This is a genomic window from Nocardiopsis sp. YSL2, assembly GCF_030555055.1.
GTDB lineage: Bacteria > Actinomycetota > Actinomycetes > Streptosporangiales > Streptosporangiaceae > Nocardiopsis.
The window spans coordinates 4,570,354-4,586,036 of the sequence record NZ_JAMOAO010000001.1; the positions used below are offsets into that span (position 1 = coordinate 4,570,354).

Consider the following 15,683-nt stretch of genomic DNA (forward strand, 5'->3'; position numbering starts at 1 on the left):
ACACCGCCCGGTCCGGAGACGATGGCCAAGGAGCCCTCCTCGGTGTCGATCGGTCGGCGAGCAGGCGCCGTCGCGGTCGCCCAGCGCGGTCCGGCGCCCTTCCTCTGGGCTGGGGCGGGCGCCGGTCGTGTGCTCCACGGGGCCCTGCCCGAGCTGTGGGCGCGGGGAGGTGAACGGCCTACCGGGGCCCGGCGGCCGGGCCGACGCGCGGCCACGGCAGGATGGCGGGCATGACCAGGACCGTCACCGTCGTCACCGCCGTGCACGCCCCCGCGGCCCGGTACCTGCCCGAGGCCCATGCCTCCCTGGCCGACCAGCGCCTGCCCGACGGCTGGGACTGGCAGTGGGTCGTCCAGGAGGACGGGGAGACCGCTGATGTGGCCCCGTACGTGCCGGACGACCCCCGCGTCTCCTTCGGGCAGGGCCGCCCCGGACGCGCCGCGATGGCGCGCACACTGGGGCTCTCGCGTGCCGTGGGGGAGTTCGTGCGCGTCCTCGACGCCGATGACCGGCTCACCCCCGGCGCGCTCGCCCGCGACGTCGCCGCGCTCACGGGCTCACCCGGCACGGGTTGGACCGTCTCGCGCGCCCTCGACCTGCTGCCCGACGGATCGACGGTCGCCGTGGACGACGGTCCGCCCGAGGGGCCGATCGCCCGCGGTACCGTCCTGGCCGCCTGGCGTGAGCGTGGCTTCCTCCCTCCGGTCCACCCCGCCACGCTGTGCGTCCGGCGCGACCTCCTGCTGGCCCTGGGCGGTTGGGCGGCCCTGCCCGCCGCCGAGGACACCGGGCTGCTCCTGGCGCTGGACGCGGTGAGTCCGGGCTGGTTCACGGCGGAGCCGGGCCTGCTCTACCGCAAGTGGCCCGGCCAGGCCACCGCGGCCGCCGCGCACACCGACGTCCGGGAGCGGGCCGCACGCGCCGCGGTCGTGTCGGACCGCGCGCGTGCGCTGGCGGCACTGGAGTGGAGCGCGCCGTGAACCCGGTCGGCGGCGCGCCCCGATAACGGCAGGGGAGGGCCGACGGACACCCCGGACTTTCCTCGACGCACCCGGGCCGCCGGCCCTGTTCCCCTAGACTGATCGGCGGTCGAGGGACGTGGTGGTACACGTCTCGACAACCACCGCGCACCCGGCGTCGTCCGATCAGTCGGTGGACAGATGTATCCCGGGAAGGGCGTGTGGTGTTCAAGAGTGGGAAGCACAGGTCCGGCCGGGCTCGGGGCCGTCCCGCGCTGCGGGCACACCTGTTGCGGGGCGCCGCGGCGGTCGTGATGCTGGCGGTGCTGCTGGTCGTCGTGAACAGCACCGTCTCGCGCGACGTCGACGCCCGCTCGCAGATCGAGCGGCCGCCCGGCGCGGTCCCCAAGGCCTTCTCCACGTTCGTCGACCGGGCGGGGATCTCCTCCGACGGCGCCTCGGCCTCCGCCGACCTCGACGGCTCCGGCCACAGCCTCTCCGCGCGCACGCTCGCGGACGCGGGCTGGCTCCCCGGCGGCGACGTCGTCCTCCTGGGCACGCCCTTCCGCCTTCCCGCCTACTCCCGGGGCCGCCCCGACCACCTGCTCTCCGACGGCCAGCCGGTGCTGCTGGAGGACACGCGTGTGCGCTCCGTGGGCTTCCTGGTGACCGGCTCCCGGCTCGGTGGCGGCGGCGAGGACGTCCTGGGCACCGGCACGGTGGTCTACGCCGACGGCACCGAGCAGGACTACACCCTCAGCGTCCCCCACTGGACCGACGGATCCGCCGGGGACGCCGTGCTCACCCTCCCCTACGCCAACTCCTCCGGCGCCATCGAGAACGGCTCCGCCGGGCCGGTACGCCTGTACGCACGCACGGTGCCGGTCGACCCCGTCAGGGAGGTCGACCACGTGGTCCTGCCCGAGGTGGCGGAGGAGTCGGCGCGCATGCACGTGTTCTCGGTCGGCGGCCGGTCCGCGGGCGAGGACTGGACCGGCACCTGGGCGCGTGCCACCTCCGGCTACACGGAGGTCGGCCCGTGGCAGGACCAGACCCTGCGGCTGGCGGTGCGCTCCACCACCGGCGGCCACCGCGTCCGTATCCGGCTGGACAACACCTTCGCCGACCGCCCCGTCCGCGTGGGCGCCGCCTCGCTGGCCCTGCGCGGCGAGGGCGCGGCCACCCTGGGGGCGGCGCTCCCGCTCGCCTTCGGCGGCTCGTCCGAGACCGTCATCCCCGCCGGCGGACAGGTCTTCAGCGACCCCGTGGAGATCCTCCTCCCTCCGCACACCGACGTCCTGATCAGTCTCCACCTGCCCGACCGCGTGACCGCGGCGCCGGTCCACTACGCCTCCGTGGACACCAACTTCACCACCGCTCCCGGCAGCGGGGACCTCACCCTCGACGCCGGTGGGGAGCCGTTCACCGGGCGTGTCGACCAGTGGCCGTTCCTGGCCGGGGTCGAGGTCCTGGACGGGCCCGGCGCCGTGGTCGCGTTCGGGGACTCCATCACCGATGGGACCCGGTCCACCCGCGACGCCCACGCACGGTGGCCCGACGTGCTCAGCCGCCGTCTGGCCGCGCAGCCGGGACTGCCCAACCTGGGCGTGCTCAACATGGGGGTCGCTGGGAACCACGTGGTCACGGACGGGTACCCGGGTGCGGGGGTGTCCACCTACGCCAACGGCGTGTCGATGACCCACCGTGCCCAGCGGGACGTGTTCACCCGTGAGGGCGTGGGCACGCTGGTCGTCTTCGCCGGAATCAACGACCTGCGCTGGGGCACCGACCCCCGTGACGTGATCGCCGGACTGGAGGGCATCGCGGGCATGGCCGCCGAGCACGGCGTCCGCGTGTTCGTGGCCACGCTCGGCCCGTGCGGTGGTGAGGCGCGCTGTACGGCCGAGGTAGAGCAGGCCCGCCAGCGGGTGAACGGCTACCTGCGCGGGCAGGCCGACGATCCCACCAGTGTCTTCACCGGAGTCTGGGACTTCGACGCCGTACTCCGCGATCCGCAGGAGCCCTCGCGGTTGCGGCCGGACTACGACTCCGGCGACCACCTGCACCCCGGTGACGCGGGCCTGCGGGCCCTGGCGGAGTCGGTGGACCTGCACCAGCTCGTCGGCGTGTGAGACCGGTGCCGGGGCGGGCACCGCGGCCGGGTACCCGCCCCGGCGGTACCGGTGGAAGGGTCCGCGCGGGCCGACGGTTCAGCGCGGGCTCTTCAGGTGGTGGTGTATCACCAGGTCGACGTAGACGGTCGCCAGGTCGGGCAGGCTCAGACCGCCGTCGGGCTCGTACCAGTGCAGGACCGAGTCGAGCGTCTCCAGGACGTCGTCGGCCGTTCGGCCGGCGTCGCGGACCTGGAAGGCACCGGAGGCCACGCCGCCGACGATGATCTCCCGGACGTGCTCGCGGTAGGTGCGCGTCAGCGCCGTGATGTCCCGGTGCCGGGGCGGGTCGATGGCCCGCAGGACCGGCAGGATCTCCTCACGCAGCGCGGTGGCCGACCGGTGCTCCCAGCCCGTCTGGACATGCCGTCTGACCAGGAACGACATGCGATCGGTGGGGCAGGCTCGGACGTCGTCCTCGGCCAGTTGGCCGTTGACGCGTTCCCGTGTGGAACGCAGCACGACGGCGAACGCCAGGTCGAACCGCGTGGGGAAGGCACGCCGGAGGGAGGCGGTGTCGATGCCGGTGTCGGCGGCGATCCGATGGGTCAGGGCGGACATGGGCATGCCGCGCGAGCCGTGCTCGGCGAACAGGCGCGCTGCGCAGTCCAGGACGGGAGCCGTCGTGCGCAGCACGTGAGGGGAGATATCGGCCGTCATATGAAGGTGTCTCGTCGCTCGTGGTACCGCCATGAAGGGGAGGGCGGCGCAAGGTCGATTCACGGAGAATCGTTTTCGAGCTTAACCCTGAGCGGCCGACGAAACGCGTAGAACAACAGAACTCGTTGAAGAATGTGGCGGTTGTGTGATGCATGATGCCGGAGTGTCCCGCGTGCCCGACTACGTGCGGTTTCTCGGTCCTATCATGGCACTCCCGCGGTCGCCGCGTCGCCCAGTTCACGTCCCGATGTCAGCGACACGAGGTCGTCCACGCGCTCGGTGGCCAGAGCGTCGACACCCATTCCGATCAGGCGGGCCATCTCGGGGAACTCGTTCACGGTCCAGGCCGTGACGCGATATCCGAGACGGTGCATTTCGGTAATGAGCTCCCGCGTGAGCAAAGTGAAGTGAGTTCCGAGGAAGGCGGGGCGCAGGGTGCGGGTCAGCTCCTCGGGCGGCATGCCGGGCTGGTCCCAGGCGAGCAGTAGTGGGGCCACCGAAGAGCGCTCGCGCAGCGCGGCGAGCGTCTCGGTCGACCCGGTGAACAACACCCGGTCGGCCAGCCCGCGCTCCCGCAGCAGTGCGTCCGCGGCGAGCGCGGCCTCCGAGGAGCCGGCGTCGAGCAGCAGGGGCGGGGCGTCCCCGCCCCGGTGCTCGGCCAGGACCTCCATCAGGGTCGGCACGCGCCGATCGACGTCGTCCCTGGCGGCGGCGAGTTCGGCCAGAGTCAGGTCCGCCACGCGGCGCGGCTGCGAACCCGGCGGGGCCACCACCCGCTCGTCCGCCAGGACGGGGTAGCCGTCGGTGGTCAGGTGGACGTCCACCTTGACCAGGTCGGCCCCGGCGCGCAAGGCTGAGCGCAGGGCCGGAAGCGTGTTTCCCGGATGATGTGCGGTGTCGCCGCGCAACGCGATGGACAACGTCATGGTGCCAGGGTGACAAAAACGGGCGCCCCACGTGGTGCAAACTGGAAAAACAGCCCTCAAGGTGAAGACGAGAGGCGCCTGTGGGGCGGTAGTGGTCTCCGTGGTGCGTGTGGCGTGAGGGGGCCATGTCGCGAGTGCGAGAGGACTCACGTCGCGAGATCGACCTCTCAGGTGCGCCGTGCTGGGAAACTTTGTTACATGACGTCGTGACAGCACGGTGTCCCGAGCCCGGCCCCCGAACGTGAGGCGAACGATGATCCCGGACCAGCGACGAGAGCACATCCTCAAGCTCCTCCAGGAGCGCCACGTGCTGAGCATCAACGAGCTCACGTCGATGCTGTCCGTGTCCCACATGACGGTCCGGCGCGACATCCAGGCGCTGGAGAACGATGGCAAGGTCCTGTCGGTCACGGGTGGGGTGCGGCTGGCGGCGCGGCTCAAGAGCGAGCCGTCCTACCTCGCCAAGGCCCAGCTGGAGGTCCCCGCCAAGCGGGCGATCGCCAGGGCGGCGGCGGAGCTGGTGCGCGAGAACTTCACCATCTACCTGGACGCCGGTACGACCACGCTGCAGATGGTCCCGCTGCTCACCGACAAGGTCGGGCTGACCGTCATCACCAGCGACTTCAACGTGGTGGGCCACCTGATGGAGTACCCGGGGATCGAGCTGATCCACACCGGGGGCGTGGTGTCGCACTCCGACCACTCGTCGGTGGGACGCTTCACCGCCGACTTCCTGCGGCAGGTCAACGTGGACCTGGCCTTCATCGCGAGCAGTTCGTGGGACTCCGAGCGCGGTTCGACCACCCCGTCCGAGGCCAAGGTCGTCGCCAAGCAGGCGCTGCTGCGGATCGCCTCCAAGAGCGTCCTGACCGTCGACAGCACCAAGTACGGCAAGTTCGGTACGTTCCGGGTCGCCAGCCTGGAGGAGTTCGACCTCATCATCACCGACGACCGGCTTCCGCGTACCGCTGTGGAGGAACTGGCCGAGCGCGACATCCGTCTGAAGACCGTCGCCGCGGAGTAGGGGCGCGTCGACGCGCGGCGGTCAGTCCTCGCGGCCGTCGACCTCGGCGGGCGCGTAGAGGGCCAGCTCGGTGCCGTCGGGGTCGTAGAACAGGATCTTGGAGCCGCGGTCGCCGTGCATCACGGGGGAGTGCTCCACGTCCAGGTCGCCGAAGCGCTCCTCCCACGCCTCCAACTCGCCCAGGTTCCGTACGCCCAGCGTGAGTCGGTCCAGGCCGCAGTGGCGCCGGTCGAACCTGTTCTTGAAGTGGTCGCGGTGCTGGATGAGGGCGATCAGCAGCCCCGAGGAGGGGTGCTGGCACTCGGTGCGGAGCGTGCCGCCCTCGTCACGCTTGTTCTGTACCTTGAATCCGAGGACCGTCTTGTAGAAGCGGACGCTTTCGTCGCGGTCGCGGACCGACAGGGTGACGCGCGCGAGCCCGGTGAGCTGGGGCACGGATACCTCTCTTCGGCGGCGGGAGTTCTTCGGGTTCATGGTGGTCAGTAGGTCGAGCACGATCCTTGAGCCTAGGGCCCGTGGACGAGTCCTGGGCTGCTCTTTAACGCGTGCTTAACGCCCGATGTTCCCGGTCTCACCCCGAGGCCGTGTCAGCGCCCGGAAATGTCCGGTTCGGGAGTGCCGGTCCGGACACCGGAACCGGTCCGCGCGGGCTCCGCGCGCTCGTACCAGCGGGCCCTGAGCGCGAGCACCGTCACCGTCAGCGAGACGAGTCCGCCGACCGTGGCCAGCGCGAACGCCCCCTGGTGCCCGAATCCGTCGGCGAGCGCTCCCGCCACCATCGATCCCAGCGACTGCCCGAGGATGAGGCTGCTCAGGACGACCGCCATCGACTGCGACAGGCGGCTCGGCGGCGCGGCGCGCTCGATGAGTCCGAACAGGCTCACGATGTGCGGTCCGATCGCCGCCCCCAGGACGAAGATCGCCACCGCCAGTCCCACCGCGCCCAGCGGCAGGTACAGCGGGAGGGTGAACAGGAACAGCGCGCCCGCCGCGATCCTCGTGCGCGCCGTGAGCGTGAACCCCGCCGGGAGGGAGGCCATCATCAGCCCGGCGGTCGCGCTGCTGACTCCCATGACCGCGTACATCAGCCCCGACAGGTCCGCGTGCCCGGAGGCGGCGGCGAACGCGGTCACGCCCGTGGACATTCCGCCGAAGAACAGTCCCTGGCAGAACATCGGCACGGTGAGCAGGAGCAGCGCGGGCGTGGTGATCCGGCCGCCTCCGCCCCGGACCGGGGCCGCACCGGGCGGTGCGGTGGGGTGCAGGGCGAAGTGCGCGCCGAACACCCCGATGAGGGCCCCGGCGCCCAGCACGCTCGCCGCAGGTGAGACGGCCACCGTGAGCAGGCCGACCAGAGCGGGGCCCAGCACGAACGCGGCCTCGTCCAGGACGCCCTCGACGGCCATCGCGGCGCCGACCGAGCGCTCCCGCTCCGCACCGCGCCAGGGGCCGCGCTTGATCAGCATCACCCAGCGCGTGCGGGCCATCGGGCCGATCTGTGGCATGCACGCACCGCCGACGGCGGCCAGGACGGCCAGGCCCGGCAGGGGTGTCCCGGCCGCCACGGCCGCGACCAGCGCGCCGATCAGGGCCGCGTCCACGACCGACATCACCAGGACGGGCCGGCGCTGACCGTGGCGGTCGGCGAAGCGCGCGATGACCGGCCCGCCCGCGGCGCCGCCGAGCGCGAAGGCGCCCGCCACGATCCCGGCGCTGCCGACGCTGCCGGTGGAGGAGGTGACCAGGGTCAGCAGCCCGATCAGTGCCATGGAGATCGGCAGCCGGGCCAGGAAGGAGGCCAGGAGCAGCGGCCAGCCGGCGACCTCGTGCATGCGTCGCAGGGTCTGCAGTGGTGACATCCGCCCTCGTCCCGATCGGGTACCGCGCCCTCTGGATTCCAGCACGGCGGTCGGGCGCGGGGCATCGTCAGAGGGACCAAAATTCATCCCATGATATGGGCACTTCGTGCCCTCGGCTCCGGTCGCCGCCGGTCCGTCCACACGACCATCCGGGGTCCGACCTCCTGACTTTCGACAGTGCAGGGGCCGCGTACCGGTCTGTAGATTCGCCCCATGGACTTCTCCGAGCCGTTCCGCGCCGTCCGACGGGCGCTGCGCCCCCTGGGCGGCCGGCCGACCCGGAGCGCGCTCGCGCGGGACGCCCTCCTGGTCCTGGCCGGGGTCCTCGGCCTCGTCGGCGAGACCTACGCCGCCCTGGTCTGGAGGGTGCCGACCGCCCCCGACCCGGCCTGGGTCACCGTGTCCCTGTTCGCCGCCTGCCTCCTCGCCGTCGTGCTCACGCGCACGCACCCGCTGCTCGCGGTCGTCGTCGCCCTGCCGGGGTCGGCGGAGTCGATCACCCTGTCCCTGCTGCTGGTCTACGCCTCCTACCAGCTGGGGCGCCGGGCGCCCCGGGTGCTACCCGCGCTCGTCGCCTTCGGCCTCGGCCTGGTCCTGTGGCTGGCGCTCATCCTGGTCCTGTGGGCGGACGACCTCTTCGTGTGGGTGGCCACCGTCGTCACCCTGGTCGTCAACCTCTCCCTGCCCTGGCTGATCGGGGTGTACCGGCGCCAGCACCAGGAGCTCGCCGAGTCGGGCTGGGCGCACGCCCGTCACCTCCAGCAGGAGCAGAGGCTGGTGGCCGACCAGGCCAGACTGCGCGAGCGCTCGCGCATCGCCCAGGACATGCACGACTCGCTCGGCCACGAGCTCAGCCTCATCGCCCTGCGCGCCGGCGGTCTGGAGGTGGCCGCGGACCTGGACGACCGGCACCGGCGAGCGGCCGCCGAACTGCGCGCGACCGCCGTCAGCGCCACGGAGCGCCTGCGCGAGATCATCGGTGTGCTGCGCGACGACGCCGAGCCCGTCCCCCTCGTGCCCGCCGACGAGGGCGTCCCCCACCTGGTCGAGCGCGCCCGCGACTCGGGCATGCGCGTCATGCTGGTGCGCGACGGCCCGGTCGGGGACCTGCCGCCGATGGTGGACCGGGCGGTGCACCGGGTGGTCCAGGAGTCGCTCACCAACGCCGCCAAGTACGCCCCGGACGCGGAGGTGACCGTGTGGCTCACCTCCGCCGGGGACGGTCGGCTGGAGGTGGGCGTGACCAACGCCGAGTCCCGCGGCGCGCTGCCGGCGGGCACGCAGGGCGGGCGGCGGGGCCTGATCGGGTTGCGCGAGCGCGTGCGGCTGGCGGGCGGAGCCTTCGCGTCGGGTGCCAAGGAGGGCGGCTGGGAGGTGCGCGCGACCCTGCCGCTCGCCGGTGCGGCGGCACCCGGTCCGGGCGGGGCCGAGGACGAGGCCACCGAACTCGACCAGTTGCACAGGGTCGCCAGTCGCCGGGCGCGCGGCTGGACACTCGCTCTCGTCGCCCTGCCGGTGGCGGCCTCGGTCGTGCTGCTCGTCCTCGCGGCACTGGGCTTCGTGGAGATCGTGCGCGATTCGACCCTGGAACCGGAGGTGTTCGACTCCCTCACCGTCGGGGACGCGCGGTCCGACGTGGAGGAGGTGCTCCCGCCCGACACCGTGGAACCGGATGCCTTCGCGCCCGCGGAGAGCACCGGGGCCGAGGGCGCGACGTGCCGGCACTACCGCGGCGGCGCCGACCTGTTCGATCTCGACCACGTGATCTACGAACTGTGCTTCACGGAGGGGCGGCTGTCGAGCAAGGGAGAGGCGTCGGTACGGTGACGGCGCACGGGTGGCCCGGCGGCGCCCGGGACCGGGATCCAGGAAGGACACGGCATTGATCAGAGTGCTGATCGCCGACGACGAGGCGATGATCAGAGCCGGTGTGCGGGCGATCCTGGACAGCGACGCCGGCATCGAGGTGGTCGCCGAGGCCGCGGACGGCCGCGAGGCGGTGGACCTGGTGCTGTCCCACCGCCCCGACGTCGCGCTGATGGACATCCGGATGCCGAGGATGGACGGGCTCGCCGCCGCCGCCGAGATCCACCGTGCGGCGTCCGGCACCGCCGTGGTCATGCTGACCACGTTCGGTGAGGACGAGTACGTCTCACAGGCGCTGGGCGACGGCGCGAGCGGCTTCCTCCTCAAGGCGGGCGACCCGCGCGAGCTGATCACCGGTGTGCACGCGGTCGCCGACGGAGGCGCCTTCCTGTCGCCGAAGGTCGCGCGGCAGGTGATCGACCAGTTCGGCGGAGGGCGCGCGGCGCGGCGGTCGGCCGCCGCGGCCAGGGTCGCCGAACTCACCGAACGCGAGCGGGACGTGCTCGCCCTCATCGGCGCCGGGCTGTCCAACGCCGACATCGCCGCGCGCCTGTTCCTCGTCGAGGGAACGGTGAAGAGCTACGTGAGTACGATCCTCAGCCGGCTGGGGATGCGCAACCGGGTGCAGGCGGCCATCCTGGCCTATGAGGCCGGACTGGCCACGCACACGTGAGGGGAGCAGCGGAGTGAACGGTGATCCGGGCCCCGGCGGCGGTCCGCGCGAGCCGGCCCTGGTCGATGCCTGGCGCGCACTGGCCGGCACGGCACCCGAGGCCGCGGCGGTCGGTGCGGAGCTCCTGGAACGCTGGAGCGAGCCCCACCGCCGCTACCACACGGTCGCGCACCTGAGGGACACGCTCGCCGCCGCCGAGCGCCTGCGGGGGGAGGCCCGCGATCCCGCCGCCGTGCGCTACGCCCTGTGGTTCCACGACGCCGTCTACGAGGGCCGCCCGCGCCAGGACGAGGAGGAGAGCGCCGCGCTGGCCCGGCGCCTGCTCACCCTGATGGGGGCGCCGGCGGCGCTGGCGGCGGAGGTGTCCCGGCTGGTGCTGTTGACCAGGACCCATCGCCCCGGGGAGGGCGACGCCGACGGCGCGGTGGTGTGCGACGCCGATCTGGCGGTGCTGGCGGGTACGCCCGACGCCTACCTCACTTACGCCGCCGCGGTCCGCGCGGAGTACGGGCACGTCCCCGAAGAGGCCTTCCGGAAGGGGCGGCTGGGCGTCCTGCGCGGCCTCCTGGCGGCGCCGCACCTGTACCGCACCCGGTACGGCCGCACGCACTGGGAGGCCAGGGCCCGCTCCAACCTCCTCGCCGAGGTCCACCGGTGGGAGTCCGGCGAGGAGTGCCCACCGCTCTGAGGTGTCGGCTGCGCCGCGGCCCGGGTCAGGTGCCCGGCCGGGGCAGGGCCCTCTTGGGACGGCGCAGACCTGCGGCCCGCAGCCGGGTGACCAGCTCGCGCCCGCTCACGTGCTCGGCCCCGAGGGCCAGGGCGCGCTCGTGCAGGTGGGCGGGGATGTCGTAGTGGTCGCGGTCGAAGGCGCGCTCGCTCACGCCGAGGCCGCGCGCGAACGCGTGCAGTTCGTCGTGGGAGTGGTCGCTGACCATGTGGCAGAACAGCCAGCCGTGCGGTCCGGGCCAGACGGGCGTGTCGATCAGGACGCTCATGAGGTGCGCGCCGCGGTGACGGCGCGCCAGGGCACCGGGCTGGACAGGACCATGGTGCTGGAGGGGCGGCCGTGCTCGGCGAGCTGGTCGATGACCTCCTCGAAGTGCTCCATGGAGCGCACGGCGATGAGCAGGACGCAGCACGCGTCGCCGGTGACCCGGTGCACCTGGAGGATCTCCGGGAGCTCCAGCGACGCCCGTTCCCGCAGCAGGCAGTGCGCTCCGAAGCACTCCATGCGCACCAGCGCCGTGACGGGCAGTCCGGCGGCGGCCGGGTCGACGTGCGCGTGGTAGCCGGTGATCACCCCGCGGTCGGTCAGTCGGCGGACGCGGTCGGCCACGGCGGGCGCCGAGAGGTTGACGCGCCGGGACAGCTCGTTGAAGGACAGGCGGCCGTCCTGCTGGAGCTCGGAGAGGATCCGCAGGTCAACGCCGTCCAAGGGGGTGGTCAGTCCTGAGGTCATACTTTGTGGTCCCAAAGTCGGGGAGCATTACGTGTTACGAATGCTAACCCGATGTCCGACTTGCGTGTGCGTTGTCCCTTCCTTGTTCGGATGATTTGTCCGATCATGTGAACTCGCGTCCACGGCGTCGTGCACCGGGTCCTCCGGGCTCCGCGCCGGGTGCGCCCACCGGTTCCGCGCAGTATCACGAGAGGTCTCCATGCTCACCACGACGTCCGCCCAGCAGTGCCCGTTCATGCCGGGGGGTGAGGGCGGTGACGCCGCCCCCGAGCAGGGGTCGGGCGCGGAACAGGGTGGTCCCACGCTGTCCTTCGGCGGCAACACGCCCTACGTCGACTACGCCGGTATCGACACGCTGCTCAGCCTGCAGCGGACCCGTACCGACGAGCCGGCCGAGTCCGCCTTCCTCATCGCCACCCAGGTCATGGAACTGCTCTTCACCCTGGTGCGGGAGCGCTGGGAGGCCGCCCGCGACGCGCTGGAGGCCGACGACGTCCCGGGCGCCGTGGCCTGGCTGCGCCGGGCGTGCCACGCCCAGGACGTGCTCAACGATTCCTGGGGCCTGATCAACGACATGACCCCCACGGAGTTCAACCGCTTCCGTGACTCCTTCGGCGAGGCCTCCGGCTTCCAGTCCTACGGCTACCGGAAGCTGGAGTTCCTGCTCGGCAACAAGTCGGCGGCGATGATCCGCCCGCACAAGGCGATGGAGCCGGTGGCCGACGAGCTCACGCGCCTGCTGGAGCGGCCCGGCCTCTACGACGCGGCGCTGCGCCTGCTGCACCGCCGCGGGCTGGCGGTCCCCGCCGACCGCGTCGAACGCGACTGGACGCAGGCCTACGAGCCCAGCCCCGAGGTCGAGCGGGCCTGGGCCGAGGTCTACGCCGACGACCGGCCCGGCAACGACCTCTTCCTGCTGGCAGAGGCCCTCATGGACGTCGCCGAGCGGGTGACGCGGTGGCGGCACCTGCACCTGGTCGCGGTCAAGCGCACGATGGGCCGCAAGCCCGGCAGCGGCGGGTCCAACGGCCTCAACTGGTTGGCCCGCCACGTCGAGCAGGACGTGTTCCCCGAGCTGTGGTCGCTCCGCAACACCATCTAGCCCGCCCGTCGCCCACCACCGGCCTTCGGCCTACCATCCTCGACGGGGGCCTCCGGCCCAGCCCGCCCGCCCGTTCACTGTTCACCGGCCAGCAAGGAAGCAGGACCATGACGCCCACCACCCGCGCGGACTGCGTCGAACTCGACCGCACCGATCCGCTCGCCGCCTTCCGCGAGGAGTTCGTCCTCCCCGAGGGCGTGGTCTACCTCGACGGCAACTCCCTGGGGGCGCTCCCGCGGGCCACGCCCGGCCGCGTCGCGGACATGATCGAGAGGGAGTGGGGCCGCGACCTCATCGCGAGCTGGAACACCGCGGGCTGGTGGGACAAGCCGCGCACGCTGGGTGCCAAGATCGCACCGCTGGTGGGCGCCGATCCCGACGAGGTGATCGTCGGAGACGGCACCTCCACCAACCTGTTCAAGGCGCTGGTCGCCGCCCTGCGCATGTCCGACCGGAACGTGGTCCTGGGCGAGTCGGGGAACTTCCCCACCGACCTCTACGTCACCGAGGGCGCGGCGGGTCTGACCGGGGCCGTCCAGCGCCGGGTCGACCCCGACGGCCCCGAGCTGCCCGCCGCACTGGCGGCGGGTGACGTGGCGGTCCTGCTGCTCAGCCACGTCGACTACCGCAGCGGCACCCTGCGCGACCTGCCCGCCATCACGCGCATGGCGCACGAGCACGGTGCTCTCGTCGTCTGGGACCTGTGCCACAGCGTCGGCGCGGTGCCGATCGAGCTGTCCCGCTCCGGGGCCGACTTCGCGGTGGGGTGCACGTACAAGTACCTCAACGCCGGGCCCGGGGCGCCCGCGTTCCTGTACGCCGCGCGGCGCCACCACGACGTCGCCGACCAGCCGCTGAGCGGGTGGCACGGGCACGCGAACCCGTTCGACTTCGCGCCGGACTACGAGCCGGCACCCGGGGTGTCGCGCTTCCTCAGCGGCTCGCAGCCCCTGGTGGCGGACGCGGCGCTGGAGGCGAGCCTGGACGTGTGGGCCAAGGCCGACATGGCGCAGGTGCGCGTCAAGAGTCTGGCGATGACGGACCTGTTCCTGCGGATCGCCCAAGGCGCGGGGCTGGAGTCGGTCACGCCGCTGGACCACGCGCACCGGGGGAGCCAGGTGGCGCTGCTCCAGCCGGAGGCCGGCTCCGGCTATCCGATCGTGCGGGCGCTGATCGAGCGCGGCGTGATCGGAGACTTCCGCGCTCCCGACGTCATGCGGTTCGGGTTCACGCCGCTGTACTTGCGCTACGTGGACGTCTACGACGCCGCGACCGCGCTGGTCGAGGTGCTGGAGTCGGGCGAGTGGCGCCAGGAGCGGTTCGCGCGGCGTTCGCAGGTCACCTGAGCCGACCGCCGCACCGCGGCACGGATGCGGGACCCCGGAGAGGCAACCCTCCGGGGTCTCTTTGCGTGGCGTTGGGCTCGCGTGGCCCCGCGATGACCGTCGGGAGAGAACGGGGTGGCGTGGCCTTTACCACGCCGGGCGCCTCGGGGCTAACACCGCATTTGCCCGTGTCGTGGTGATCTGTCATCGGGTATCGGCTGTCGGGGCGGGGTTCGTGCACCCCGTGGGGCCCGGGCCGACGCGTTATGACGCGCGCCACGCGGGGAGGTCCGGTCTGTGCCGCCGACCTGTGAAAGCACCTGTGACCAGGGCTTTTCTGTGCTCAGTTCGGAGTCGAGGGGTCGATTCGGGGTGTACTCGGGCGGCCACGTCCGGTCATTTTACTCGCGGGGCTTGCGCATTTTGCTCAAACCTGGGTTAGTGTCCATCGTGATCGGTTCGTTACGAGCCCGTGGTGAACCGATGCCGAGCCCTTGTCCGGCCGTGCGCCGCAAGGGAGTCGAGACCCTCACTGGGAACAGGGCCGCGCGAATCCACGCGCTTGCGCCAGAGGACCACCGATCCCATCGGTGACTCCCGTTCCCACCCGCTATTCGCTGCCGGCGACGCGGGAGCCCCATGCCATGGCGCCCACTCCAGGGTGCGCTTCGAGCGTGCGCGAAGCACGCGCTCCGAGCGTGCGCGAAGCGTGCCCGTGCGCCATGGCACCGGTCTTCTCGGCCCTGTCGTCAACCTGGCACTTACTACATGAGCAACGACACTCCCATTCAGTACGGCGAAGTCACCGCGACCTACTTCTGGGACGACGGTTCCGGCATCAACGGCGACACCGGCGCACCCGCGAGCGGCGAGCCCATGCAGGAGGGGCTGTTCTCCAGCCCGAGCTGGCCGCTGGGCACCGAGGGCTACATCGTCTACGAAGGCCAAGAGTACGAGTTCTTCATCGGGGACCGCGGACCCGGAGAGCCCTCCCACGACTGCGACGTGCTGCTCGACATCGACGGCAAGACCTTCGCCAAGATGATGGGCACCGACTTCGACGAGACCTCGCTGACGGTCGGCGGCGGCAACGGCCACGCCGAGGTCGAGTACTACATCACCGAGTGGGGCGACGGCGCCGGCACCGAGGGCGCGCCCCACCCCTTCATGCAGGAGGGGAACAGCTGCGAGGACGCCGTCTCCCCGATCCCCGAGCAGGCGCAGGCCTCCGAGGAGGAGGCCTCCGAGGACACGTCCGAGGACGAGGAGGCCACGGCGGAGGAGTCCGAGGAGCCGGCTGACGACGGCTCCGACGAGCAGGCCGCCCAGGAGGAGGAAGGGTCCGAGGACGCCGCCCCCGCGGAGGAGTCCGACGACGGCGGTGTGTCCGCCGGGACCGCGGCCAACGACATCTCGGGTGCCGAGCTGACCGGCGCCGACAGCGGCATGCTGAGCGGTACCGGCCTGCTCACCCTCGCCCTGGTCCCCGCCATCCTCGTCGCCGTGCTCTTCGTCTGGAGCCGCCGGGCGGCCGGCGCGCACGCCGGTGCGGCCGACGACGGCGGCAGGGGCCTGATGGCCGAGAGCAACGGGCGACACAGCCTGGGTTCCCTGCTCGACAGGCTGCGCGGCAGGAAGTAGGAGGGGTCGCGTCCGGTC

General features: G+C 72.2%; 15 protein-coding genes. 9 read left to right on the forward strand and 6 right to left on the reverse strand.

Going from position 1 to position 15,683, the window contains the following annotated elements; all coding sequences use genetic code 11:
• Positions 1 to 230 precede the first annotated feature (230 nt).
• Entirely contained in the window at positions 231 to 980 is a 750-nt protein-coding gene (locus M1P99_RS20070; RefSeq protein WP_304454138.1) for a glycosyltransferase, read from the forward strand.
• A gap of 293 nt (positions 981 to 1,273) precedes the next feature.
• Entirely contained in the window at positions 1,274 to 3,091 is a 1,818-nt protein-coding gene (locus tag M1P99_RS20075) for a GDSL-type esterase/lipase family protein (protein ID WP_304455764.1), read from the forward strand.
• A 78-nt stretch (positions 3,092 to 3,169) separates the two neighbouring features.
• Here M1P99_RS20075 and M1P99_RS20080 read toward each other — a convergent pair whose 3' ends face one another.
• Both M1P99_RS20080 and M1P99_RS20085 read right to left on the reverse strand, forming a co-directional pair.
• Positions 3,170 to 3,790 carry a TetR/AcrR family transcriptional regulator gene (locus tag M1P99_RS20080; RefSeq protein ID WP_304454139.1) on the reverse strand — a complete coding sequence of 207 codons (621 nt, stop codon included), beginning with the start codon at positions 3,788 to 3,790 and terminating at the stop codon, positions 3,170 to 3,172.
• Between the two features lie 203 nt (positions 3,791 to 3,993).
• Positions 3,994 to 4,716 carry a glycerophosphodiester phosphodiesterase gene (locus M1P99_RS20085; protein ID WP_304454140.1) on the reverse strand — a complete coding sequence of 241 codons (723 nt, stop codon included), beginning with the start codon at positions 4,714 to 4,716 and terminating at the stop codon, positions 3,994 to 3,996.
• A 253-nt stretch (positions 4,717 to 4,969) separates the two neighbouring features.
• On the opposite strand from M1P99_RS20085, the gene M1P99_RS20090 reads away from it, so the two are divergent.
• Positions 4,970 to 5,740 carry a DeoR/GlpR family DNA-binding transcription regulator gene (locus M1P99_RS20090; protein WP_304454141.1) on the forward strand — a complete coding sequence of 257 codons (771 nt, stop codon included), beginning with the start codon at positions 4,970 to 4,972 and terminating at the stop codon, positions 5,738 to 5,740.
• Between the two features lie 21 nt (positions 5,741 to 5,761).
• Here the strand turns inward: M1P99_RS20090 and M1P99_RS20095 are convergent, their stop codons facing one another.
• Both M1P99_RS20095 and M1P99_RS20100 read right to left on the reverse strand, forming a co-directional pair.
• Entirely contained in the window at positions 5,762 to 6,214 is a 453-nt protein-coding gene (locus M1P99_RS20095; RefSeq protein WP_304455765.1) for a VOC family protein, read from the reverse strand.
• A 113-nt stretch (positions 6,215 to 6,327) separates the two neighbouring features.
• Positions 6,328 to 7,599 carry an MFS transporter gene (locus tag M1P99_RS20100; protein WP_304454142.1) on the reverse strand — a complete coding sequence of 424 codons (1,272 nt, stop codon included), beginning with the start codon at positions 7,597 to 7,599 and terminating at the stop codon, positions 6,328 to 6,330.
• A gap of 213 nt (positions 7,600 to 7,812) precedes the next feature.
• Between M1P99_RS20100 and M1P99_RS20105 the strand changes: the two genes are divergently transcribed.
• From M1P99_RS20105 to M1P99_RS20115, 3 genes are read left to right on the forward strand one after another with little or no spacing between them, the layout of a single operon-like run.
• Positions 7,813 to 9,426, forward strand: coding sequence for a sensor histidine kinase (locus M1P99_RS20105; protein WP_304454143.1), 1,614 nt, complete (start codon positions 7,813 to 7,815; stop codon positions 9,424 to 9,426).
• A gap of 55 nt (positions 9,427 to 9,481) precedes the next feature.
• Positions 9,482 to 10,138 carry a response regulator transcription factor gene (locus M1P99_RS20110; RefSeq protein ID WP_304454144.1) on the forward strand — a complete coding sequence of 219 codons (657 nt, stop codon included), beginning with the start codon at positions 9,482 to 9,484 and terminating at the stop codon, positions 10,136 to 10,138.
• Positions 10,139 to 10,151: 13 nt separating this feature from the next.
• Positions 10,152 to 10,826, forward strand: a complete 675-nt coding sequence (locus M1P99_RS20115; RefSeq protein WP_304454145.1) for a metal-dependent phosphohydrolase — start codon at positions 10,152 to 10,154, stop codon at positions 10,824 to 10,826.
• A gap of 25 nt (positions 10,827 to 10,851) precedes the next feature.
• Here the strand turns inward: M1P99_RS20115 and M1P99_RS20120 are convergent, their stop codons facing one another.
• Together M1P99_RS20120 and M1P99_RS20125 are read right to left on the reverse strand one after the other, a co-directional pair.
• Positions 10,852 to 11,133, reverse strand: a complete 282-nt coding sequence (locus tag M1P99_RS20120; RefSeq protein ID WP_304454146.1) for a DUF4031 domain-containing protein — start codon at positions 11,131 to 11,133, stop codon at positions 10,852 to 10,854.
• Complete coding sequence (locus M1P99_RS20125) at positions 11,130 to 11,597, reverse strand: Lrp/AsnC family transcriptional regulator (RefSeq protein ID WP_304454147.1); 468 nt, start codon at positions 11,595 to 11,597, stop codon at positions 11,130 to 11,132. The genes M1P99_RS20120 and M1P99_RS20125 overlap by 4 nt, the downstream gene beginning before the upstream one ends.
• Positions 11,598 to 11,796: 199 nt before the next feature.
• Between M1P99_RS20125 and M1P99_RS20130 the strand changes: the two genes are divergently transcribed.
• The 3 genes from M1P99_RS20130 (at position 11,797) to M1P99_RS20140 (ending at position 15,665) form a co-directional block, all read left to right on the forward strand.
• Positions 11,797 to 12,699, forward strand: coding sequence for a tryptophan 2,3-dioxygenase (locus tag M1P99_RS20130; protein WP_304454148.1), 903 nt, complete (start codon positions 11,797 to 11,799; stop codon positions 12,697 to 12,699).
• A 107-nt stretch (positions 12,700 to 12,806) separates the two neighbouring features.
• Positions 12,807 to 14,045: a kynureninase gene (gene kynU, locus M1P99_RS20135; RefSeq protein WP_304454149.1), complete on the forward strand. Its 1,239-nt coding sequence runs from the start codon at positions 12,807 to 12,809 to the stop codon at positions 14,043 to 14,045.
• A gap of 747 nt (positions 14,046 to 14,792) precedes the next feature.
• Positions 14,793 to 15,665 (forward strand): hypothetical protein, encoded by an 873-nt coding sequence (locus M1P99_RS20140; RefSeq protein WP_304454150.1) that lies wholly within the window; start codon positions 14,793 to 14,795, stop codon positions 15,663 to 15,665.
• The last annotated feature ends 18 nt before the right edge of the window (positions 15,666 to 15,683 follow it).